This window comes from Tamlana sp. 2_MG-2023 (genome assembly GCF_030548465.1).
In the GTDB taxonomy this organism is placed as follows: domain Bacteria; phylum Bacteroidota; class Bacteroidia; order Flavobacteriales; family Flavobacteriaceae; genus Pseudotamlana.
This window is the reverse complement of record NZ_JAUOSF010000006.1, coordinates 228,436-254,277: the sequence shown is the minus strand read 5'-3', so window position 1 is coordinate 254,277 and position 25,842 is coordinate 228,436. Positions and strand designations below refer to the sequence as shown.

18 protein-coding genes are annotated in these 25,842 nt (G+C 33.3%); 4 read left to right on the top strand and 14 right to left on the bottom strand.

Annotation, left to right across the window (positions count from 1 at the left end):
- Nucleotides 1–145 precede the first annotated feature (145 nt).
- From Q4566_RS12315 to Q4566_RS12300, 4 genes are all read left to right on the top strand, one after another.
- Nucleotides 146–724, top strand: coding sequence for a DUF4136 domain-containing protein (locus Q4566_RS12315; protein ID WP_303421574.1), 579 nt, complete (start codon nt 146–148; stop codon nt 722–724).
- A gap of 179 nt (nt 725–903) precedes the next feature.
- Entirely contained in the window at nt 904–1,065 is a 162-nt protein-coding gene (locus Q4566_RS12310; protein WP_303421572.1) for a hypothetical protein, read from the top strand.
- Between the two features lie 196 nt (nt 1,066–1,261).
- Nucleotides 1,262–1,759 carry a hypothetical protein gene (locus tag Q4566_RS12305; RefSeq protein WP_303421570.1) on the top strand — a complete coding sequence of 166 codons (498 nt, stop codon included), beginning with the start codon at nt 1,262–1,264 and terminating at the stop codon, nt 1,757–1,759.
- Nucleotides 1,760–1,936: 177 nt separating this feature from the next.
- Complete coding sequence (locus Q4566_RS12300) at nt 1,937–2,095, top strand: hypothetical protein (protein ID WP_303421568.1); 159 nt, start codon at nt 1,937–1,939, stop codon at nt 2,093–2,095.
- Between the two features lie 219 nt (nt 2,096–2,314).
- Here the strand turns inward: Q4566_RS12300 and Q4566_RS12295 are convergent, their stop codons facing one another.
- The 14 genes from Q4566_RS12295 to Q4566_RS12230 all read right to left on the bottom strand — a co-directional run bounded on the left by Q4566_RS12295 (nt 2,315) and on the right by Q4566_RS12230 (nt 25,682).
- Nucleotides 2,315–3,766: an arylsulfatase gene (locus Q4566_RS12295; protein WP_303421566.1), complete on the bottom strand. Its 1,452-nt coding sequence runs from the start codon at nt 3,764–3,766 to the stop codon at nt 2,315–2,317.
- 28 nt (nt 3,767–3,794) lie between these two features.
- Entirely contained in the window at nt 3,795–5,321 is a 1,527-nt protein-coding gene (locus Q4566_RS12290; RefSeq protein ID WP_303421564.1) for an arylsulfatase, read from the bottom strand.
- Nucleotides 5,322–5,395: 74 nt separating this feature from the next.
- Nucleotides 5,396–7,075 carry a hypothetical protein gene (locus Q4566_RS12285; RefSeq protein ID WP_303421562.1) on the bottom strand — a complete coding sequence of 560 codons (1,680 nt, stop codon included), beginning with the start codon at nt 7,073–7,075 and terminating at the stop codon, nt 5,396–5,398.
- A gap of 12 nt (nt 7,076–7,087) precedes the next feature.
- A complete protein-coding gene (locus Q4566_RS12280; protein WP_303421560.1) occupies nt 7,088–8,836 on the bottom strand; it encodes a RagB/SusD family nutrient uptake outer membrane protein in 1,749 nt (582 codons plus the stop codon).
- Between the two features lie 10 nt (nt 8,837–8,846).
- Entirely contained in the window at nt 8,847–11,951 is a 3,105-nt protein-coding gene (locus Q4566_RS12275) for a TonB-dependent receptor (protein WP_303421558.1), read from the bottom strand.
- Nucleotides 11,952–12,042: 91 nt separating this feature from the next.
- A complete protein-coding gene (locus tag Q4566_RS12270; RefSeq protein WP_303421556.1) occupies nt 12,043–13,953 on the bottom strand; it encodes a right-handed parallel beta-helix repeat-containing protein in 1,911 nt (636 codons plus the stop codon).
- Between the two features lie 162 nt (nt 13,954–14,115).
- The gene (locus tag Q4566_RS12265) at nt 14,116–16,452 is read right to left on the bottom strand and encodes a glycoside hydrolase family 2 TIM barrel-domain containing protein (protein WP_303421554.1); all 2,337 of its coding nucleotides are present in this window, start codon (nt 16,450–16,452) and stop codon (nt 14,116–14,118) included.
- A 2-nt stretch (nt 16,453–16,454) separates the two neighbouring features.
- Nucleotides 16,455–17,969, bottom strand: coding sequence for a sulfatase (locus Q4566_RS12260; protein WP_303421552.1), 1,515 nt, complete (start codon nt 17,967–17,969; stop codon nt 16,455–16,457).
- A 9-nt stretch (nt 17,970–17,978) separates the two neighbouring features.
- The gene (locus tag Q4566_RS12255; protein WP_303421550.1) at nt 17,979–19,412 is read right to left on the bottom strand and encodes an arylsulfatase; all 1,434 of its coding nucleotides are present in this window, start codon (nt 19,410–19,412) and stop codon (nt 17,979–17,981) included.
- A gap of 29 nt (nt 19,413–19,441) precedes the next feature.
- Nucleotides 19,442–20,689, bottom strand: coding sequence for a hypothetical protein (locus Q4566_RS12250; protein ID WP_303421549.1), 1,248 nt, complete (start codon nt 20,687–20,689; stop codon nt 19,442–19,444).
- 10 nt (nt 20,690–20,699) lie between these two features.
- Nucleotides 20,700–22,073 carry a sulfatase gene (locus Q4566_RS12245; protein WP_303421547.1) on the bottom strand — a complete coding sequence of 458 codons (1,374 nt, stop codon included), beginning with the start codon at nt 22,071–22,073 and terminating at the stop codon, nt 20,700–20,702.
- A 29-nt stretch (nt 22,074–22,102) separates the two neighbouring features.
- The gene (locus Q4566_RS12240; protein ID WP_303421545.1) at nt 22,103–22,549 is read right to left on the bottom strand and encodes a hypothetical protein; all 447 of its coding nucleotides are present in this window, start codon (nt 22,547–22,549) and stop codon (nt 22,103–22,105) included.
- Between the two features lie 108 nt (nt 22,550–22,657).
- Complete coding sequence (locus tag Q4566_RS12235) at nt 22,658–24,061, bottom strand: sulfatase (protein WP_303421543.1); 1,404 nt, start codon at nt 24,059–24,061, stop codon at nt 22,658–22,660.
- Nucleotides 24,062–24,068: 7 nt separating this feature from the next.
- A complete protein-coding gene (locus tag Q4566_RS12230; protein WP_303421541.1) occupies nt 24,069–25,682 on the bottom strand; it encodes a T9SS type A sorting domain-containing protein in 1,614 nt (537 codons plus the stop codon).
- Nucleotides 25,683–25,842 lie beyond the last annotated feature (160 nt).

The following is a 25,842-nucleotide window of genomic DNA, read 5'->3' as shown; positions in this document are numbered from 1 at the left end:
AGTAATGATCCAATGTCTTTTTTAGTGCAAAGATCTAACTATTTTTAATCTTCACACACAACTTTTGGCATTGATCCATATATACTATATTTGAGATAGTGTATCAATTGTTTATACATTAATTAATCTTTAAAAAATAAAAACCATGAAATCATTAAAGCGTATTTCTTTACTAATGACGTTACTATTTGTTTGTACTAGTAGTTTCGCTCAGGTAAAAAGTGACTATGACAAGTCTACAGATTTTTCAAAATACAAATCCTATACTTTTGCAGGTTGGGAAAAGAACAGTGATCAGTTAGTTAACGACTTTGATAAAAAACGTGTGCTGGAAGCCTTGAAGAAAGAGTTTTCGGCAAGAGGTATGTCTCATGTAGAGTCTGAAGCTGATGCTGTGATTACCTTATATTTAGTAGTTAATAATAAAACAAGTACTACGGCTTATACCGATTTTAATGGTGGTATGGGTTATGGTTATGGTATGCGCCGCGCTTGGGGTTGGGGCATGGGGCCAGGTATGGTTTCTGCAACAACCACTTATGACGAGGATGATTATAAAGAAGGAACGCTTGTTGTTGATTTGTACGATGCTGCTGGCAAAAGCTTAGTTTGGCAAGGGGTGATGACTAAGGTAATCAACGAGCATTCTGAGAAAAGGGATAAAACCATTCCAAAAAACATCAAAAAATTGATGAAAAAGTTTCCTGTAAAACCAATGAAATAATATCTATATTTTTATAATTGAAAAGGCTAGCCTCTTGATGTTATGTGATTCTGCTTAGACACATTCATAATATTCAAAACCCTTGTAAATACGAGGGTTTTGTTGTGAATTAAGGTAAACAAAAACCCCGAAATCAGTTATTGCAAGCCAAAAACGGGGTTTTCTTATTACCTTGAAACATGAAATTACAAAGAATTAGTGAATTTCAGCATCATTTTTCATTTTTATCAGCAACAGAAAATATTGATGTTTTTTATAGCCGTTTTCTGCAGAGTGATTTAGGTGAAATTTATCTAGCGATTCCATGGGATTCTATGGTTGAAAACATGGGTGTTTCATAAAAACCTACAGGATCAAGAATGGTTTTTAGGCCAAAAGGGCGTATCGCGCTAATGGTTTAAAGCATTACGCTTGTTGTTCAGACAAGAAGCTCATTGAGCAACTCAATAGTAATATTGATTATCAATTTTTCTGTGATATACATTTAGGTTTACAACGTTTAACCAACTATAAAATAGTGAGTCAATACGATGTGAATTGGCCGATAAACTTGATCTAGACTCGATAGAGAAGGTTTTTTATAATCACTGGAGTACTTATATAGATGGTAAAAGTCAAATTACCGTGAATGCTACGTGTTACGAGAGTGAACTGTGCTATCCTACTCCACAAAAATTATTATGGGAAGCCATCGATTGGCTATTTAAACAACTGCGGAAGAACTGTAAGTTTTTAGGAATGAAAATGATACGGACCAAGTATTTAAAATGGAAGAAACGCTATTTTGGATATAGTAAAATGCACAGAAAAATAAACGAAAAAAGAAAACCGCTAACAAGGTCCTTATTTCACTTACTAGTAAAGCTCATCGCTTTTGAAAAAGAACTTCACAATACAAATAAGTTAAACTTTACGGTAAGTTATTACAGAAGAGTAGCTACAATTAAGAAGGTCCATATCGAACAACAAGAGTACTTCGGGACAGGGAAATCGCCTAAAAACAGAATAGTGAGTATCCAAAAGGATTACCTCTGACTTATTGTAAGAGGAAAGAAAGTAAAACCAGTAGTTCCCAATAGCTATCGGGATCGGAGCTAAAGTAAACAAGCTTCAGATAGACGGAATTAATTTTATAGAGCATTAAATTTTATTGCCTTTAATGAAGGCACAAGGTTTAAAAGCACTGTTTACAAAGCACAATCACTAACTAAAGTGAAAATAAAAATTGTAGGTGCCGATGTGATTTATGCAACCAATAAGAATCGAGTTTTTGTTATTAGGAACATCATTAAAACTGATTTTAAGCGCAAAGGTAAACTACCTAAAAACTATAAAGAAGAAAAAAACCTGAAAGCATTAATAACCAAATAAAGAGCAACTAGGTTGGAAGTTAGTTTTGGAAAAGAAAAGGAACACTACCATCTTAAAAAGATTAAAGCCAAAACAAAAGTCACAGAAAAACTTTGGATATTTTTTGGTATTCATACTGCCAACGCCTTAGAGATTGGTAGGTGTGTCTTAAAATCAAGATTTTATCTAGTGATATGTGGGGTCAGGTCTATAGTCTACTCTGTACAATAATTATTTTGTTTAATTAAAAGGAAACAAATCAGATTCTGTACTTGAATCCTTTAACAATTGTTTCAACGTTTTAACAATTTTTGGATGATTTTTCGCGACATTCTTAGTTTCAGAAATATCATTTGATAGATTATAAAGTTCAAAATCGCCTTGTTCTTTTGCGTTCATGTTATACCAAACACCTTTCCAATCACCTTTTCTAATCGCTTTTCTTCCGCCTTTAATGTTAAATTCCCAATACAAATGGTCGTGTTGTTTTTGACCTTTTTTATTTAATAATGTTGGCAAAAATGATATTCCATCAATATTCTCTGGTGTTTTAGAATCAGTTAATTCGGTTAAAGTTGGTAAAACATCCCAAAATGTTGAAATATGATTTGTAACAGATCCTTCCTTTACTTTATTTGGCCAAACAACAATAAATGGTGCTCTAATTCCGCCTTCATATAAATCTCTCTTAAAACCTTTAAATTCTGCATTACTATTGAAAAAATTTGGATTTGTTCCTCCTTCTGGGGAAGGTCCGTTATCACTGGAAAACATGATTATGGTGTTTTCTGAAAGTCCTAATTCGTTTACTTTATCTATTATTTGACCAACATACGTATCAATTCTTGTAATCATTGATGCATATGTGGCAAGTGGCTTTTCGACTGAAGCATACTCATGAGGTACAATATCTGGACCGTAATCTGAAGTATATTTATTATCTATTGTATATGATGTTTCTTTAAATTTCCCGTCGTATAATTTAAAAATCGAATCGTGAGGCGAAATAATTTCAGCATGAGGTAATACCAATGGTATGTAAGCGAAAAATGATTTGTCCTTATTATCCTCTAAAAATTGAAGTCTATGCTCCTGAATTGTATCAGGAGCATAAGTTACTTTTTTTGTCCAATCGTTTCCTTCGAGGGAATCTCTTGTTTGATTATGATTTAAATATGGTGGATAATATCTATGTGCTAATTTTTGACAATTATAACCATAGAATTCATCAAAGCCTTGATTATTTGGGTCGCCTGTTCCAAACCCAAGTCCCCATTTTCCAAACATTCCTGTTGTGTAACCGCGTGCTTTTAATAGTTCAGCTAGGGTTAATGTATTATCAGGAATAGGTACTTGACCTTCTAATCCATTACCTGCCTCTTTATTGCCTCTAATAGGGGTGTGTCCTGTATGTTGACCTGTCATTAAAGTTGAGCGAGAAGGAGCACATACGGCTGAACCGCTATAATGCTGTGTAAACTTCATGCCTCTTGCTGCTAACTTATCCAGATTTGGCGTTTGGATTATTTTCTGCCCGTAGGCACCTAAATCACCAATACCCATATCATCTGCTAAAATGTAAATGATGTTAGGAGGAGATTGATTTATGGATTTAGATTCCTTTTTTTCTTGTGCACATGCAGACAATACTATTGAAAGCAATGCAGTTAGAATTATTAACTTAACCTTCATATTTATAAATTCTAAAAAGATTCTAATCTTATCTAAATTTAACGTCTTTTACATTTAGACTATAATCTTTCCCTCTTAAAGCTTCAAATTCTTGAATCATTTCAGCAAGTTTATCAGGGTTAGATTTGGCTAAATTATTTTGTTGTCCAATATCATTTTTTAAATTATATAGTTGAAACTCTGGGAAACTTCCGACTTCAATACCTACTTTCTCTCTAAAATTAACACCTTTATATGCTGGAATCATTAACCAATCTCCACTTCGTAAAGCGGTTCTGGAAGTCGCTTCTAAAACAAGATTGTTACGTCCTTTGTCACTTTTACCTAAAAAGACATCCATTAATTCTTGGCTATCAGTAGATGATTCTTCTGTGCCAATTAAATTTGCAATAGAAGCCATTAAATCCATTTGACACACTATCGCATCAGATGTGCCTGGTTCAATTTTACCTTTCCAATACGTAATAAATGGAACACGAGTTCCAGCTTCAAAAATGCTGTATTTCCCACCTCTTAATGGTCCAGCAGGTTTATGATTACCTAATTTTTCTACAGCATCATCATAATAGCCATCATTTAAAACAGGACCATTATCACTTGAGAAAACAACTAAAGTATTTTCTAATATGCCTTCTTCTACAAGAGTTTTCATGAATTCACCTATGCACCAGTCTGCTTCAAGAATAACATCTCCTCTTGGACCTAATCCAGATTTACCTACAAAACGAGGATGTGGAGTTCTTGGAACGTGAGGTTGTTGCATAGCATAGTATAAAAAGAAAGGTTCTTCTTTATGCTTTTTTACGTAATCTTGAGCTTTTACCAGGAAATGATCTGCCATTTCTGTATCTGTCCATTTCGCTTTTTCTCCGCCTTTCATGTAGCCAATTCTAGGAATGCCATTTACAATACTATTGTTATGCCCATGGTGCCAGTTCATATTAAGCATTTCTGGGTTACTAATGGCTGTGGGCTCTCCTTCAAAATTATTCTTATAATCTACTTCAATAGGATCATTGATATCTAATCCTACAACATTTCCATTTTCAATATAAACTGTAGGAACGCGATCTTGAGTAGCTGCAAGTATATATGCTTCATCAAAACCAACTTCATTAGGACCTGGAGACACGCGCTCATTCCAATTTACCACCCCAGTTCCTAATCCTAAATGCCATTTACCAACAATAGCAGTTTGATAGCCTTCCTTTTTAAGTAACTTTGGCAATGTTTGTTGTTCTGTACTAATTAACAATGGTGCTGTACCTGGTAAAATCTTAGCATCTTTATTACGCCAAGGGTACATCCCTGTTAATAAAGCATAACGGCTAGGGGTACATGTTGCAGATGATGCGTAACCATCTGTAAATTTAACACCTCCAGTAGCCAAAGCATCTATATTTGGTGTTTGTATTTCTGTTGCACCATAAGCACTTAAATCTCCGTAACCTAAATCGTCAAGATAAATGACAACTATATTTGGTTTTACTGAAGTTTGCTTCTCTTCCTTTTTATTTGAGTTACAGTTGAACAAAACTATAACTGATAAAAACATTACTAGTTTAAAAACCCAATTTATTCTAATCATTGATTGATAATATTATTGTTAACTTAAATTGTATCGTATTACTAAATTCTTTCTTCAACTATCAATAAGTCAAAATTATCCAACCATAGTTTTTGTACCTGCGCATTATCTTGCCCAGCATTTTTAATATTAATATCAAGTCTTCCGTTTGATATATCTTCAAAATCTGTTTCAGGTAAGGTTAATTGTACCCATTTACCTTTTTCGATAGCACTTAGATCAAAAATTAAAGCTGGTCCAGTTGTAAAGTTATACTCAATATTATTCATCGTATTTCCTTCATCTAAATATATCCAAAGTGAAGGCACATATTTACCAGCTGTAATTGGAGATAATGTAGAAAATTGAGATCCTTGTAATCTTGTATTTGCAAGAACAAGACCTTCACCACTAGTTTCAAACTTCATAGAACTTACTCCAAAACGTTTTACAGTTGTATCTCTCCAATAGTATAATGGGCCCGCTTCTGTTGTACCGTTATGTTGACCAAAATATCCGCCGGCATTTGCTTCTCTCCATTGATTTCCATCACCATCCCATGGCAATTCATAACCAGTAAAATCTAAATTCATACCACCTTCAAAGTACATATCCACAATTAAACCCGCGAAATCTTCAAGATATCTTTCATCAACACTTGATATTCTCCCTTCTTCTACAGCACCACCTTCATATGAAATACTAACGACATCAGAGTTATATACAGGATCTGATAATTTCATATTTAATACTGTAGGGTCACTAGGGTCAATACTTACAGATGCTACCGCAATCTCTTGATTAAATCCTGCAGCTGTATTGACTACATTAACTTTAAACTTGTCTAACTGGTTTCCAATTTTATTAATTTCACCAGTAACAGAAAATGAAATAGTTTCATCTTTATCTAATGAAGCTTTACCAAAAACCTCAAACGGTTTTGATGATTTAATCACTTCTATGTTGAGTGGAATGAGCTTTGTTCCTTCACCCTTAGGTTTCACTTCACTTTGATTTCTAACAGATTTTAGACTTCCGGCTTTTGAAGTCCCAAGACCGAAATAAGGCACATTCGCTATTTCAGAACCACTTGTTTCTATTTCTCCTCCATTGAATGTCCAGGTTCTTTTATCAGGTTCTCCATCTGTTGTCATATCAACAAACGTTAATTCTTCCCCTGCCTCAATGGTAACGGTAGGCCATGAAGCAGAATTGTCATCTGAAGGCCACTCGTTTTCAGTAACAGCAATAAGCTCTTCATCACCACGCATCACTTTAAAGCTTGGTCTAATATCATCAAAAACAGTTACTGTAAATGTTTTATTTACTTCCCAAAAGCCATCCTTAAATTCTGAATCTGTTACAGAGTCTTTAAATGTATTTCTTAATTTAATTTCCTTGACACCAGGTGTATTAAAAAGGACATTTAACTGTTTTTCTTGAATAGAAGTAGGTCCTGATCCAATTACAAACTCAGTATAAATAGAATCATTTTCAGTAAATTCCTTATTTAATATACTTGTTCCCGCTGGTATGCTCCAATTATGAGAAAGCTCATTATTAGATACATTAAAGAACCCAATAAAATCATTCAATGCAATGACATAATCTGTTTCTTCAGCGCCTGACGTCGTAGTCCACAAAAAATTGGAATAATCGCCATATGGAGCAATATAATCGTCATTGTTACAACTAAATAAGATCGTTAGTAACAATACACTTAGTATTAATAATTTTTTCATCTTTTTTATTTTTTAGTTAGAAACTTGTGGATTATTTATGGTTTCACTCGCTGGAAGTGGCCAGTACCCATCTGTATAAAAAGCAGCTGCACCTGAGTATTCAGGGACTAACTGAACATCAGCATCATTAGAAGTAACTCCTGGTAACAAAAAACTATTTCTTCTTATGGCCGTTGTCGTTGGGTCTGTGTCAACATATGTGTAGTCAGTCAGATAATAGTCTGTTTCACTTAAAGTTTGATATCTTTCTTTTGCTATACCCCAGCGTCTCAAATCAATGTTTCTTGCATAAACGCCTTCAACAGATAATTCCATTGGATACTCGAAAAATTGTAAGCGAGCCCTAACTTCTTCTTGTGTGTCATATTCCGCTCCTGCTAATTCTAAAAGGCCCCATCTATCACGAAGCGCATTTATATGTAATAACGCACCATCAAGATCACCGTTTTCATTTAAGCACTCAGCCATCATTAAATATACTCCTGACAAACGATTTAAAATGACGTTTTTACCAGATTGCCAGCTGTTTATGCCTATATTTTGTTCAGTGTCTGTGATATCATGATTGGTGTATTTTTTAAAGTAACCTGGCAATCCATTACTTGTGAAATTTTGTAATATTGGAGCTGACGGCTCTTGATAATATTCTGTATCCTCATCATTTACAACCGCAACCATAGCTGACGCTCTTAATGATACTTTACGTAAGCGCTGTGTTCCAGTTCTATCAACAATCGTGTTTCTCGGATCATTTGGGTCGAGTTCGTCATTAGAATAAGCATGAATTAACCATGTAGAAGGAGTAAAGGTTTCTAAGACACTTGATCCACCACCATCACGAGGTGCTGAATATCTGGCATTTCTGGTAATGAAATCTTCCTCGTCAAAGGCCACATCAGTTGGTTTATGTAAACTGTAATTGATTTCTAATATAGATTCTGAATTGAAATCACCTGCTTTTGTAAACATCATACTTACATCTTGTTCTAATGAATAGCCATAATCCTTATTCTTGTTATTAATGATATCATCGAAATACGTTTGTGCATTTGCGAAATCATTTTGATATAGGTAACTCATTCCTAAAATAGTACCCGCCGCTCCTGCGTCTACTCTAGTTTTTGGTTCCATTTGACCAGGTAAGTTTGTATATGCATATTCTAAATCGCTTCTAAAAAAGGTAATTACTTCATCAGATTCAGAAACTGGTTTCCCTAACTCTTCTGGGGTAGTAGGAACTATATCTCTTATAACAATTTTACCATTATTATATATGGAATGTAAATAAAAATGTGCTAAGCCTCTAAAGAATCTTGCTTGCCCCATTTGTTCAGTCCACTTTGGGTCACTTTTTAAATCTTCAGTCATTCCTTCTAATCCTTGAATAACTTGATTTGCTCTCCAAATAACTTGATATAAAGCATCCCACCTTCTGTTTACTTCATCAGTATCTTCATTTATTTGATGATTATACCAGTTTAAAGCACCATCATTAGCGCGATGCTCTCCTGTATTCGCATCAATTCGAATACCCGGAAAACCTTCATCAGACATCCATGAGTCTACTCTTGCTCCAGATATAAACTGATTAAGCATTCCGCCATAAACCGAGGTTAAGTTTTCTTCAGATTCTAATAAATTAGACCAATAAATATCTGTAGATATTTCATTTGGATTTGTTTCCTCCAAGTAGCTCTCACAAGACATAAGCGCACTTAACATAACAAACAAGCCCGCTGTAACAATTGTATATTTTTTCATAATTAATTTTTTAAAAATCAAACTTTAGACCTAAACTATAAATTGCAGCAAGTGGGTATCTTGAATTATCTATACCTCTTCGCGCTACATTATTCCCTCCAACTTCTGGATCATACCCTTCATAATCAGTAATGGTAATGGCATTTTGAGCAGAGAAAAATAACCTTGCTGTATTCAATCCAATGTTTCCTGTTACATCTTTTGGTAATGTGTAACCAATAGTAGCTTGTCTCAATCTTAAATAATCGCCACTTTCTACCCAAAGATCTGTAGATCCTGAATAATTGAAATGATCATTCCCAGCACCTCTATAAAGAGGGGTTTGAGACGTCGGGTTATTAGGTGTCCACATGTTAACTAAATCTTGGTGGCGTTCAAAATTGTAAACTAAAGCTTTATTTCCGTTTAACACCTCAGCACCTACACTACCATACCAGTTCATAGAAAAATCAAACCCGGCATAGTTCCAGGAAAGATTTAAGCCATATTCAAAATCTGGTAAACCACTACCTTTGTAAGACCTATCATTATTATCAATTTTACCATCATTATTAAGGTCTACATAAATTAAGTCTCCCATTCTTGCGTTTTCTCTGTTTTCTAGAGCTTGATAGTCTGCTAACTGTTGATCGTTTTGAACAACACCATTTGTAGTATAAAGCCAGAATGCCCCAGCTTCATAACCTTCGGCTATTACCGTAATATCTGGATCTCCGTTTACTAGTGTAACACCTCTATTCGGAATAACGGTTACCCCTGGTTGCATTTTTGTAATGACATTTTCGTTTTTAGTAAAAGTACCGCCAACTCTTAATCTACTTTTTCCAATTTTTCCTAGATAATTAGCAGCTAACTCAAAACCTTTATTCTCCATATCACCAATATTTAAGGTTAAGATAGGATCATAATACGCTCCTGCCGAACCTGGTAATGTTACTGGGAAAAGCATGTCATTTTTCTTAGTAAGGTAATAATCAGCAACAAGCGTGAACTTGTTTTTTAAGAATGATACATCAATACCTATATTATTTGAAACCGAAGTTTCCCATCTTACATCTGCGTTTGCATAAGATCTTATTGAGGTCCCAAATTCTTCTCCATTATCATTTACATCAAAAACATAATCTCCAAAGGGTGCAATTGTGCTACTATATTCATAATCATTAAAACTATCATTACCAACCGTACCATGACTCAGTCTTAATTTAAAGTTATTTACAACAGGTTTAATTGGGCTCCAAAATGGCTCACTAGAAATATTCCATCCTGCAGAAATTGAAGGGAAGGTTCCCCATCTATAGTTACGTCCAAATCTTGATGACCCATCATATCTCACTAATGCAGAAAGTAAATACTTTTCTTTGTAGTTATATTGAACTCTTGCTAAAGTACCTACTGTTTTCTTATTATAATTATCTTGAGTTCCTGCAGGAAAATCTTGGTTAAAACCACTATTTACAGCCTCATTTACTGTACCTCCGTCCAATACGTGAATATTATTGTTTGCTATACCTTGAATGGAAGCGTCAAAAGAGGAAAAACTATCTTCTTCTAAAGTAAAAGTTCCTGATGCTGAAACATTATGATCACCAAAGCTTTTGTTAAATAACAAACTAACGTCCCAACTGAATTTGGTTGTTCTAGAAGCAATATCCCTAACACCGTTTCTTGTATCGTCAATTTCAATTTCATCAGTTTCAATATTATAGAGTCCGAAAGCTGGTCTAAAAATATGTCTTTTATCATTGTTAATTGATGTACCCACTCTTGTGTTTAATGTAAAGTCACTAGAAAGTCTTCTTTGCAATAACAAATTTGCATTAATAACATCTCTGGTACTCAAATCTTCTTGCCTCAATGCTTGATTTAAAGCTACTGAAGGTGTTCTAATACCTCCTGAATCACCAATTGCACTTACATCTTCATTTGGGTCTATTGCTGGGAAATATGGCTTATAACGGCTAGCTTGAACTATAAGTCCATTACTTGCACGCTTTCTGTTTTCTATAGTGTAACCAATACTACCTTGTATTTTCCAGTTATCTGTATCATATGATGTTGTTGCTCTACCGTTATAACGCTTAAAGTTAGAATTTACTAAGGCCCCATCTTGATCAAATAATCCACCGACTATACTATAAGAAAAATTCTTAGCACCACCCGAGATACCCAAATTGTACGTTTTAACTTCAGCATAATTATTTAAAACATAATCATCAAACTTATTATCATTATTAATCCAAGATGGAAATTTTTCAATTTGCGGATCAAAAGTAACCGAGGAGTATTTATTTCTATTGGTTTCATAAGTCAAATTATCTGCAGTATTCATCAAAGGTGTTCCTTCTCCTAATGACTGAATTCCATATGTATAATTAAAGTCTACGTTTAATTGTCCTTCCTTACCTTGCTTTGTTGTAATTAAAATAACACCGGCGGCACCTCGCGCTCCATAAACTGCGGTCGAGGCAGCATCCTTAAGGACGTCAATAGTTTCAATTTCATTAGAAGCCAACCTAGGATCTCCTACCTGCGGAACGCCATTTACAACAAATAAAGGGGTATTTGAACCACTTAAAGAAGTAACACCTCTAATTTGAATGTTTGAACTTTCACCAGGTTCTCCAGAACCAGCTGTTACATTTACACCTGCTATTTGTCCTTGAAGTGTAGAGGATACATCTGCAGTTATAAATTGCTCAATATCTTCAGCCTTTACTTGAGCTACTGCACCGGTAATTTCCTTTTTCTTTTGAGTACCATAACCTACAACAATCACCTCATCTAAATTATCTAAATCAGAATTCATCTTCACATTCATTTGTGCCTGAGATACTTTAACTATTGTGGTTTCCATACCCAAATAACTAATCTCTATTAGGTCTCCTATACTAGCCTGTATACTGTAGTTTCCATCAAAATCGGTTGCTGCTCCAGTATTGGTACCCTTTACTAAAACGGCGGCCCCTGGAATTGGTAAACTATCATCGGCACTTGTTACATTACCTGTAACTGTTATTTGTTGAGCGTGCAAATTAAAGCATAAACTCAGCAATAAAATCAAAGTCAAAAGTGATAGTTTTCTCCACTTTTCTTTAGTTTTTAGTTTGTTCATTAGTTTCATATAATTTAGCTTAGTTAAAAACTTGAAAGAATCAAGTTGTCTTATGTTTGATGTTTAGTTAATGTTGTTTAGTTTTTAGTTGTTATTTAAAGTTTAATTCTGATATATCGGATTGTAAGATGCTATTAGGAGACACCAAACCTGAATACTTGTTGTTTTTGAATATGATATTTTTTGAAGACTTCACCTGAATTACTGGATTCTCTGGATATAATCGAGGAAAGGTACCAGAATTGGTTATTTTATTGTTTGTAAACTTTATTCCATCAGCGTTAGTAACCTGCAATATTAAATTATCAAACTGGTTGAATGTATTATTAGAAATTTCTATGTTTTTGAAAGCGATGTTTTCGTTGTCATCATCTGTAACAAATCGAATAACACCTCTATTATTTCCTCCATATTGACAATCTTTAAATTCATTATTTCTAATAATTACATTAGCTGCATTTCCAGACTCATACCAATATCCACTTTCAACAGGAACCAAAATAGCTTCCATTTCTGTATTAAAAACATTGTTTTCTATAACTGTATTTAATGGGTTTGAGATTAATAAACCTCTTGCTCTATTACTGCCTATATTGCAGTTTTGAACAAGTAAATCGGGATAACCATCTAAATTTTCAATTAAATCTCCCGTTTTTAATTCTGCAGGTAATTTTTCGTTAAATGTGATAATTTGATATCTATTATTTAAATACTCTGTTTTTTTAATAGTTCCTTTATTATAAGGTAAAAATGAATTACTCAATCTTACAAAACCAATGTTATCGTTTTCATATCCAATAATAAAACCTAGTTGTTGATGATGCATCATGCGAACTCCAATGCTATAATCGTCTAGAACATCAACAATTTTTTGATAGGTACCATGTACATTCATAGCATCGTCTAATTGATTGTTAAATGTGCAATTTTTTAATACCACTTTGCCTCGGCATCCTACAAAATGAGTAGCATCGGCCGTAGTTGAAACCATACGTCCATGAGATGGTATGATATTAAAGTTATCTAAAATTAAATCGGCTGAATTTTCGGCAATTATACCCATGCCACCAGCATGGTGTATATTTACATTTGTGGCATTAAATCCATTTGTATGGGTTACTCTAATCGCTGGAGACACTCTATTAAATCCTTGTTCTCCTTTCATGGTTAAAATCATTCCCTTGGGAGGCATTTCTTTTTTATGATTATGAACACGAACTAATCCTGGTTTTAATTGTTCTATAACTAACCTGTTTTCTGTTCCTATATCTTTAAACTCAGGTGCACGATCATCATGCTCATATTTATAATTAATTTTATCTAGGTTGTTTTTTGTAGAATTACGTCCAATTGTAGATATACCTGTATAAGCTTGGGTATTATAAGTTACGGCCTTTCTTTTTGGATCGAATAATATGGATTGACCTAAGCTGTGTTCGTAATACTCTTTAATAAAAAAGATTTGATTATTGCGAATTTCATAAGGATACTCATCTGATATTTGCATATCAAAGGTTTTGTTCTTTTCATCATTTGCTACAATTAATCCTTCACTATGAAACGGTTCATTCCAATCGATTGATAGATTTTTCACGGTTATGTTTTCACTTTCATTAATAAGAAACGGAATTATTATGCCATGAAAAATAAAAGTAGAACCTTGCCCGTCGATGATTAAATCCTTCATGTTAAAAATAGGGAAGGGGGTTTTAACCATTAAATCACCATGATTAGATATATAACAGTATTTTTCGAATCCTTTATCTGGATAAAAATGATAAGTACCTTTTTCGAATTTAATTTCTGAAATTGGATTTCCCTCCGCCTTAAGAAGTCTTGCTACAACTACTGGAGTTGCATCTTCACCAATTTCAGTTTTAAACAAAACGGTTTCGCCTTTTTTTACAGGACTATTCCAACTTGAAACTAACGTAGTGGTAATAAGAAATAAAATTGTAAAAAAATTAGCTAATCGAGTTTTGTTTTTAAAAAATATATTCATGGAATTCTGGTTGTTATTTCATTTTATAAAATTTGAATTATTTCAGAGTTATCATGTGGTTATTAGTAAATAACATGTCCTTAACAGTAAATTAACACTTGGTAGTGGAATTAAAATAATAGGCTAGCTATTACATGGCTTGACTTGTCATTATTTTTAGGCTTAATGAATATCTAATTTTAAATTTCCTTTTAAGTGAGATGAAGTTGAATTTATAATAGCCAAACCTTTAGTGTTACCAATTTTAATTAAAGCTGTTGCTATTCCTGCTTCAGCTTTTATATTACCAACATTCATCACTTTAATATCACCGTCTATATTAAGTTGAATATCACCTGAAAAATCTGGATCAATAGTTCCATTATTATCGACGGCTGCAATATATACGAAAAGTAAATCGTTAACTCCAGATTGAGGAGCAACACTACTTTCGTCAGCCCACATTTTTAAACTTACTGATTCTTCTGGTGTCTTTACAAAATCTTCAGATACTTGTTTTCCTTTAATGTAACCAACCGCTTTTAGCGTTCCTTTATTAAATGATTCCATATTAAAAGTAAATGGTGGATGTTTTAAATTTGTAGAAATTCTATTTTGGTCAGGCTTTTGTTTAGAAATTAATTCATCATTTAGATACAAAGCAACTTCATCACAATTTCCAAAAACATGGATGTCTAAAGGTGAGTCTTCATTCCAATACGTCGCAATTTTCAACACATTTTCTTCATCGGTATCACGTTGACTTTTATAGAAATAATATCCAAATTTGGGGATACGAAAAATATCCATGATACCAGAAAATTCAATATCAGGATGATAACCACGATTGTAATCGTACATAACCCAATAGCTATCTGAATATGCCACGGTATTCATGTTGTCGTTATGCGATTCTTGTAGATTAAAAGCCTGTTGCAATAAGCGCGCTTCACCATATTCTCGTCTTTGTCTGCTACTCGTTTCGTAACGCTTAGTTTTTGAAAGTTTGTCTTGGTTTAAACCTGCATTATTTGAATAATATTCCCAATCACCATATTCAGAAACGGAGTATGGTTTGTTTTTTAACTCGTGCGGATGTAAAAGTCTGTGTTGACGCGCTTGAAAATAAATATCGTAAACATCATCCATCCAGCCGCAAGAATATACATGTTCGCCAGGGTATTGCTCGTGCACTATTTTATCCAGTTCTTCCATAAAGAAAACTGGCATTTTTGTTTCGTTTAATGAAACTTCCCATGCTAAAACAGAGGCATGATTTCGATCTCTATAAATGAGTTCTTTGGCAGATTTATAAATTTGTTCTCTAAATTGATCGCTATCCAAATAATATTGCCAGCCCAAAACAGCATCTACAACTACTAAACCTAATTCATCACAGGCATCCATAAAAGCAGGTGATTGAGGATAATGAGATAATCTGATATAGTTAAAACCGGCTTCTTTTATTTTTTTTGCATCTCTGTATTGCGCATTATCTGAAAGGGCATATCCAACAAATGGATATTCTTGATGGCGATTTACACCTCGTAAAAAGGTTTTTTCTCCGTTGATGTATAATTGATTGTCATCATCAAAAGTGAATTCTCTAATCCCGAATCTTTCGGAATTCGTGTCTACCACTTTTTCACCTACATATACAGTTGTTTCTAATTTATATAGATTAGGATATTTAGGTGACCATAATTTTGAATTTTCAATTGAAATTTTTTCTACAAACTCTAAATCTTTTCCAGTTTCAATAGTAACAACTTCGGTTGATTGTTCTTTAACCAATTCTTTATCATAAAAAATTGAGTGTACAATTTTTACTTCTTGTGCATCATTTTCGTCATTGACAATATGTGTTTTTACCTGTACCTGCGATTCCTTTTTAGATACTTTTGGAGTGGTAATAAAAACACCTCCGCCAGCTACTTTGTCAGCTAAAACAGGATGTGAAATATGTACCTTGTTTTTTACTTTTAACCAAGCGTTTCTGTATAAACCACCATAGGTGTTAAAGTCTAATATTTTTAATGGTTTTGGGCCTGTAATTGGATTGTCGTTATTGTTTAACCGAATTGCAATCGTGTTATTTCCAGATTTTATATATTTTGAAATATCGGAAACAACAGGTAAATAACCACCAATATGTGTTGTGACTTCCATGCCATTAACCCATATTTTAGAATGGTTCATGGCAGCCTCTAATTCTAAAATCACTTTTTTGTTTAAATCTTCTGAAGGCACTGTAAAATTCTTTCTGTACCAACAGATGCCTTGCCATTGATTATTTACAACTAATGGTTCTAGGTTGGCTGTATGTGGTAAACTAGCTGGTGTCCAATTAGAATCGTTAAAATCTTCTGTATGGTAATTATCTTCTGAACCGTTGGAATCTTCAAGTAATTTGAATTTCCAATCTTGGTTTATATTTATATCTCCAACACTTCCTTCTTTACAAGATTGAAAACTGAAACATATAATTAAGGTTAATCCTATTATGGTTTTAAAGTTCATATTTATTTCTTTTTAGATTTTTTATATTCGTCTGTCATTTTTTTAAAGCCAATTTCTACACCTTCTTGCATTTGTTTATATTGCTCAGGTTTTTCTGCTTTTACATATTGAAGAACATCAACAGCTCCGGCGTGTGTTGGGTTATAGATATTACTAATAGGTTTCATAGTGTCATCAAAAACGATAGTTATGTTTCGCATCTCTGCTAATTTTGATGCATAATCAGGATGGTTAGCGAGGTTATTTAACTCTTGAGGATCTATCTTTAAATTGTAGAGTTCTTCTTTTGGTTTAGAATCTGCAAAGAAGAATTTCTGTGCATCATTCAATTTTCCTTCTTTGTTTAGTGTTCTCATAACATGAACGGCTGGTCTGTAAAATTCTAAATAGGCTTGATGCGCATCAAATGGAATTTTTGGTTTATCATTTCTTATGTATTTCCATTCTCCTGAAGTAATGGCTCTAGATTTTTCTTCAATTTCATCCCATAAATCGCGTGCAGCATACACATAATCTCGGTTAAAATTTGCATTGAAAATGGGTTTTCCTGTCATGTAATCTGGAATTTCCACATTGGCGAAATCTAAAATTGAAGCAGTAATATCTGTGGCACTCACTACCTCTTTTCTTATTTGCCCTCCTTTAAAATCTTTAGGATAATAAATAATGAATGGGATTCTTAAACCTGGATCATGCAAATAGCCTTTACCTCGAATGTTACATCTACCATTGTCTCCAATAAAAATAACAACGGTATTGTCTGCCATCCCTTTGTCTTCTAATTCTTTAAAAATCATGCCGACTTCATTATCCAAATATTCCACTTGATCGAGGTATTTTGCCCAATCTAAACGAATAGTTGGATGGTCTGCATAATGCTCTGGTAATATAACATCGTCTGGGTTTACAGGGTGTTCTGATTGTTCACGAACCTCGTTCCACCAATCACCTCGATGAGAAGCAACTAATTGAATTTGCGCAAAAAATGGTTCGTCTTCTTTTTCAAACGTATCATATTTATCAAATAGACCAAATTTGGTTTTTCCATCCCATTCTCCTAAAGGCTCATGCTTAAAATTAACATCAATTTTTCGTCCTTTTTTCATAACACCATGATGTCCTAAAATGGTTGTGTATCCTGCATTACGCAATAATGATGTAAACGGTTTGAATTGTTCGTCTAAAGGCACATCTCTGTTACTTCTGTGATTGTGAGTGTTTGTCTTTACTTGATGTGTACCAATCATCATTGCAGAACGACTTGGTGAACAAATTGGGTTTGTAACAAAAGCATTATCAAAACGAATACCTTCATCTGCCATTTTATTCAGATAAGGTGTTTTAACAGCAGGCATTCCGTAGCATTCTAAGTCTAAGCTCATATCTTCTGCCATAATCCAGATGATATTGGGTTGCTTAGTTTCTTTTTTTGCTTCCTGTTTCTTTTGGGAATTACAAGAAAATACGCTTAAAACTATGAAGATGGAACATGTTGTTTTTAATATATTTTTTATCATGATAATAGATTATTTCTTAAATACACCACCTGAATATGGGTAATGTTCAATGACTTCGCTTTCAGTTTTTAGAATGTTATTCATTTTTGAAACTATTTCTGGATGTTGTTCTGAAATATCATTAGTTTCATTGACATCTTTTTCTAAGTCGTATAATTCAGTTTTAAATGAATTCGCAATTCTAATTGCTTTCCATTTTCCCATTCTAGCAGCTTGTTTAAAACCTTTTACTGAAGCACCTTCTTGAATTTCCCAATATAAATGGTCGTGTTTTTTCTGCTCTTTATTTAGTAATTCTGGTAAGAATGAAATACCATCTATGTTATCTGGTACTTTTGCTCCAGTAATTTCAGCTATAGTTGGCATAATATCAATAAATCCTGAAGGATGATTTGTTACTTGTCCAGCCTTTATCTTTCCTTCCCAATAAACAATCATTGGTTCTCTAATTCCTCCTTCATATAAATCACGTTTATAGCCTTTTAATCCAGCTGAAGATTTAAAAAACTCATGACTATGTTTTAAATGTTTTTTAAAACGATGAGAACCTGTCCAAGGGCCATTGTCGCTTGTAAATATTACAATTGTATTGTCCAATTCTCCGCGTTGCTCTAGAGTATTAAAAAGTCGTTCAATTTGTTCGTCTAACATTGTAATTCTAGAGGCATATAACCTGTCATATTCAGGGAAACCTTTGTCTTTGTATAAGTCGTTTTTACGTACTTCATATTCATTTGCATGAGGTGTTCTATAGGACATATACAAAAAGAATGGTTTGTCATCTTCTTTATCTTCTAGAAACTGTAATGCAAAATTGGTTCTAAACTCATCTAAACATTTGTATTTATTATATTCATATAGTATTGAATCTTGATTGTTGTTTACCCAATGTATGCGTTCATCTATTTCATTACCTCTTATATCTTTTCCCCATTGTTCCTGTACGGCATAATCAAAACCCCTTCCTTTTGCCCAAGTAGATGTATCATTAGGAACACCCAAATGCCATTTGCCAATCATTGCAGATTGATAACCTGCGCTTTTAAGCATTTCTGGAATTATAGTTTCAGATTTTCTTAAGGGCACTCTATCGTATTTATTTCCGAATTGACCTTTATTACCTCTAATACTTACATGACCTGTATGTAAACCAGTCATTAAAACAGCTCTAGAAGGTGAACACACAGCTGTTCCAGCATAAAAATCTGTGAATCTCATTCCTTGAGATGCCAAAGAATCCAAAAATGGTGTTTTAATATCTTTTTGTCCGTACGAACCTAATTCACCATAACCCATATCGTCAGCAAGTAACAGTATTATATTTGGTTTTTTAATTGGTATATTTTGTTGTTGTTGTTGTTGTTGTTGTTGTTGTTCTGTCTCTTTGTTTTTACATGACACAAAAAGAAAAATTAAAAACAAACTATAGATAACTGTTTTCATATTTAATACTTAAAATTAATATAAATTATTTACGGACAATCTGAATCTTTAATAGTGCCTTTACTTGTAACAACTACCTGATTATCTTGAAATCCTTCGGCAAGTACAACTTCTTTTTTTGAAAAATTAATTTTATAATTTGGATTATAAACAACCGCTGCAATTGAAGGCCCATTGTAACTATCTCCATGAGGAAAAGGTGTTATTGGAGTTTTGTGAATCTCACTTCTTAAATTGCAAGGCATAAACTTATAATGCTTCGGTTTTATTTGTGCTTCACTAGAAGCAAAAGTTGCTTTTACATTGCTAACAACAGACTCTGGACTAAAGTAGCCAGGTTTTAAGCCTATTTTTTTCTCATCTTTATTAGCAAATCCACTATCTATTCTAACTGCAAATCCGCAACCAATGGCCGTAATATCTCTAATATCGACCAAACCATTATAAATATAATGTGGAGATAGCATTAGTGCAGCGTTTCCCTTTTTACACCTGATATTTCTACCAATTATGTTCTCCATATTATCTTTACCTCCAATTGCTCTCAACTCTTTTAAATGACCTTCTAAACGTAACGTTGTACCACCAATTCCAGATAGGTTTTGAAACAAAATATTTTTACCTGTTCTAACTTGTACTAAACCATAACCATAATCTGCGATTCCTAAACCGTCAATATTTTTTATCAATCCGTTTTTAGAACTGAATAATTTGTCTTCCTTTTTTATCTCTAAAGGAAGAAATTCTAAAGAAGCAAAAAGAGTATAATTATCAATTATTTTAAAGTTTGATAATTTAAAATTATGAATATTTCTTATTGAAAAACAACGCACTCTTTTATGTTCTGTATGCGATAAATCTATAATAAATTGACCATCTAAACCTACAACACTAACATTTTCAATAGGTTCTTTGGTATCACTTGATAATAAAAAAATAAAATAGTTTTTACTATTAGACCTTTTAAAAGGCCTTATGACTGCATCTGAATCTATTTCTATATGAACGTTTGATTTCAAAACAATATCAGTAAATGAATAATTTCCTTTCGGTATTATTAATTTCCCTCCTCCTTTTTTTGAAATACAATCAATTGCTTTTTGTAGTTCTTCACTATCATCTGTTTCAAAAAGAGCATCAACGTTAAAATCTTTTTTTAAGTTTTTAGTCACTTTAAAACTTATAGGTTCTGTATAAAAATTAGACTCTATATCAATTTGACCAAAGCCTAAAAAAGGAATAATTACTAATAAAAATACTATTTGTTTAATTTTCATATTATTCTTTTTAATATTCAGGTACTGCTTCTTTTTCCCAAGCTGCTATTTCATTTTTCAATTGGGTTTCTATTTCTAAATTCGTCCCTATTAAATCGTTTTGCTCACTAATATCTTTAGTTACATTGAACAATTGAAACTTCCCACTATGGTATTTTACTAATTTCCAATCACCTGAAATAACTGCAGCATATTGGTCTTCATAACTTCTGAAGAAGTATAAATTACGTTTTGGAATCTCTTTTCCTTTTAATAAAGGCATTAAACTCACTCCATTAATTTGTTTGTCTTCGCAGGTTGTACCTGAAGCAATTTCCAATAAAGTTGGATAAAGATCAATTGATTGTACTGGAACATTCGTTACAGTATTTGGGGATGTCACTTCAGGGTAATAAATCATAAAAGGTACTCTTGCACCACCTTCACCTAAAGTGTTTCCACCTTTTTTACCACCACTTAATGGTGCATTTGTGTATGCGCCACCTTGGTCTGATAATACAATTACAACCGTGTTATCGGCAATCCCTTTTTCTTCTAATGCTTTTCTTACTCTTCCAACAGACTCATCCATGGCTTCAACCATTGCTGCATGGTGTGCATATTTACCTTCTAACCCTGCATCTTGATATTTTTTCAATAAATCTTTTCTTCCTACAGAAGGACCATGCACTGAATAGTACCAAAATGATAGCATAAATGGTTTGTCTTTATCATAACCTTTTATAAAATCTACAGCCCCATCGGTAAGTACATCTGTTAAATAATCGCCTTCTTTGTAATTCTTCATAAATCCATTTGGGTCACCATCTTTAAAGAAAGGGAAATAATAACTTTTTGGATGACCATGATCTGTTGTGCCAAATTCTTCATCAAAGCCTTGATTTATTGGATAACGACCTTGATGACCAAGATGCCATTTACCAATAAAGTAATTGTAATAGCCAAATTCTTTAAGTCTTTCGGCATACGTCACTTCTTCTAGAGGTAAATAATTTCGTGATGGCCTTTGTACAGGGTCTGTTGGCCAAAGGTTATATTCGGCGTCAGGATTGTTTTCATCTATTGAGATATGTCTTGGCATTCCCAAACGGATTGCTTCGATACCTGTTAATAAGGACAGCCTACTCGGACTGCATGTAGGTGTTGGAATATAGGCTCTGTTAAAATCTAACCCCTCTTTTTTTAATTGATTTATGTTTGGTGTATTAAATGTATCATTTCTATAACCAACATCTGCCCAACCCCAATCGTCTACAAATAATAAAACGATGTTTGGTTTTTTTGACTTTACTTGTTTTTTCGTTGCTTTATTTGATTGTCCTTTACAAGATGTAAATGAAAATATAATACAAATTGCTACTAATCCTAATCCTTTTAATCTCATTATATAGTTATTTTATCTATTCGTATTTTCTAATTACAATTTTCATCTTCAATGGCATTTGTTTCGTTTACCAATTCTTGGCTCGCTTGAAAACCTGCTGCAGCATCCACTACAATCTGAACATTTGATTTTAAATTGATATCTACAAATGAATAGTTGCCTGCCGGAATGATTAATGTTCCACATCCTAAGTCTGAAACTTCATCAATAGCAGTTTGAAGTATTGTACTATCACCGGTATTAAAAATAGTATCTGCACCATAATCGGTGACTAATTTTTTTGTTTCACTATAATTGCTTGGCGGTGTATAAAAATCAGTTTCATTAATTATCAATAATTTTTCTTCAGGATCTAAATCTTCTTTCTGTGTTATTTCAGCTTTGGTTGATGAACAAGCAGCAGCTATGAAAACAAGAAAGATTATCATAGTTGTATTAGTTAATTTAAACAGACTTTTAGGACTTGCTTTTTTCATTATGATTTATTTACAAGGTAAATATCATAGGATCAAATTGATTTTTTGTTCTCACAAGTTTACGAAATGTCTTCTATGGTAAATTTTAACCAATATGGCAGTTAGAAACTACTTTACAATTTTCTTAAGTTCTTTTCTGAACATTTTTAAGACTTCTTTTTGAGATACATCATTGGCGAGGTTATGCCATTCCATTGGATCAATTCTATGGTCATATAATTCTTCAAAATCATCTGAATAAACAATGTATCTAAAGTTTTCATTTCTTAAAGTATGATTTCCGTTTCCTCTAGATGTAAAAGCTAATTCATTCCATTCTGTATTTGGATTGCTAACTAATTTAGCAATACTTTGCCCATCTAAATCTTCTTTTAAAGGTAAACCAGCTAAATCAATTAAGGTAGGATATACATCAATTAAAGAAACTATTTTTGTAGAAACACCTTTTGTTTTGTTCCTTGGATCAAAAATTAAAAGTGGCGTTTTAGCAGCTTCTTCCCATAACGTTTGTTTTGTCCAATGTTCTTTTTCGCCCAAATGCCAACCATGGTCTCCCATTAAGACAATAATTGTGTTCTTGTTGTACTTACTTTTGTTAAGTGCATCTACTACATGACCAACACAAGCATCAGCATAAGATAAATTTGCTAAATAAGCTAAAACAGCTTCTTTCCATTTTTTCTTTTCTACCAATTGTCTATGCAATTTTTTTTGAACACTTCTTGCTCCAATTGGACCAACATCATCTAAATCGGTTTTTATTGTTTTTGGAAGTTCAATATTATCTACATTATATAAATCAAAATATTTTTGTGGTGCATACCAGGGCAAGTGTGGTCTAAAAATGCCACAAGCCAGAAAGAAAGGTTTATTATGTTCTTTCTCTAAAAACTGTGCGCAATAATCGGCAGATTTCCAATCGTTTGTTGTTTCACCTTTTACATCAACTCCTGCCCAATCAAAAGACCTTTTAAAATGGCTTCCTTCTTTATAAATACTATAATCTATGCCGTGTTGAAAGCGATTATCTTCCTTAGGATATGTAGAACCTAAACCACCTTTTTGTTCTATTTCAAAGGAACCAGGATCACTACCAGGCTTTGGTTTCTGTCCAGTTCCTCTTGGGCTGTGAAATATTTTTCCAGCTGCCACAGTTGAATAGCCATATTGGTTAAAATATTGAGGAAGCGTTATGGTGTTTTCAAACCCTTTTATGTTTCTAAATATTTTACTATTACCATACACTCCTGTTGTTGAAGGGTTATAACCGGTAAGAATACTTGTTCTTGAAGGATTACATAAAGGAGCAGAACAATACGCATTTTTAAAAATGATACTTTTTTCTGCTAATGCATCTATATGTGGTGTGATGGCTTGTTGATTTCCACCAAAAGCACCAACCCAATCATTCATGTCGTCTACCATTATTAAAACTACATTTGGTTTGTCTTGGGAGAAACTAAATAGTGTACTCAGTGATAAAGAAAGGGAAAGTATAACTGTTTTCAACATTATTGGTTTAATTAAGTATTAATTTTTTAACGGATTGATGTTCGATATTGACAAAATAGACACCCCTTTTTAAATGATGTAAATTGATTTGATGTATGGTGTTTGAGCCGTTCAATTTTGTTTTGAATACTTCCTCTCCAAGGACATTAAAAACTAAAATAGTTTCAATTCTATTATTTGTTTTAATTGTGAGTTCTCCAGTTGTCGGATTTGGATACATTAGAACTTTATTGAAATTTATGTTTTCAATTGATAAGACTCCGTTTTCTAAAGGGTTTCTCGGATTTGGAGTGTTTCTAAAATCAGCAGGAACCCAAAAATTCACATCATCAATGGTTTCGTTACAAACTTCATAATCATCGAAACTATTTATAAAAAATGCATTTGGTGGTAAAAAATGCGCTTCAATATTATACCCAATTGGAGTTACTTCTGAAACGGGAAAATCTATATCGTAATGTCCAGGTTTGTCTTGTTCTGATAAAACAGCACCAATAGCTGGTCCATTTCTACTTTCGCCATCTATATTTAAAGTTGTAGAAATTCCAATACCATTAGAGCGTTCTACACGTAATTGACATGGTATATATCTTAATCTTTTAGATAGATGTAATTGTGCATCTTGACCAAAGGTTGCGGTTACGTTTCTAATTATTGAAGAGCTATCAAAGGAGCCAGGTGTTAATCCATCGGCTTCTTGGTCGTCTGTTGTAAAGCCAGCGGACCAGACAACACCACCTTCGCAGCTCGTTGCTGTAATATTTCTCATATCAAAAAATCCTTGGTCTAAAGTATGTGGGGAAAGTTGTAATGTACTTTGACCATTGGTACACTCAAGGTTTCGTCCATAAATATTATCAAGTTTAAGCTCTTCAAAGAGAGCTTCAGGTATATATTGAATTAAGTTAAAACCTGTTTCTAGTCTCAAGGCAACACCTCCAACACAGGATAAATCTCTGAATAGTATGTTTTTTCCAGCTTGTGTTTGCACCAATCCATATCCATAATGTCCATTAACCATGGAAGCATTTTCAATAATACCATTTTGTGGCACACCTCGAACCGAATTAATTACACCGTTTGAAGTTGTATAATTAGTTCCAAAAGCTAAAGAAGAAAACTCGGTATAACTATCAGTAATATGAAAATTGGCGATTTTAAAATTGCTGCAATATTTGAAATTTATGACTCTAATTCGAAGTGTTGAGGCCAAACCTGTTAAATCAAAATTGAATTTACCACCTGTACCAATAATACTGAAATTGGTAATTCCAGCATTATTGTCGGCATTAAAGATGGCGTTATTTACTCCTGCCATTGGATTGTAAGGTAGAATGGTTGCGCCAGCATCAATTTCGATATGCACGTTAGATTTTAAAGGAACTTCAAGAATTCTATATATTCCTGCTTGCACAGTAATGGTTCCTCCTGAAACAGTTAATGCATTGATAGCATTAATAAACAATTGAGAATCGTCTCCAGTTCCCGCAGATGGACTAATAGTCTGTGTTCCAGTGCCAACGATTGGGTCATAAAATGAGTTGTCTGGTGGTGTTTGTGATATTATTGGCATTATAAAACCCAGAATGAATAATATTAATGCGTAGTATTTGGTTTTCATATAAAAAAATTTAAAAGTCTTACAAATTAAAAGAGGTTGTCTAAAAAGTTAAAACAAGATATCATAACGAACCTTTTGACTGTCGCTCAAGACAAGCTAAAGTGAAGTGACCTGTTTGTTGATTTTTAATAATATAAAGATTGCTTTACTTTGTCCACGC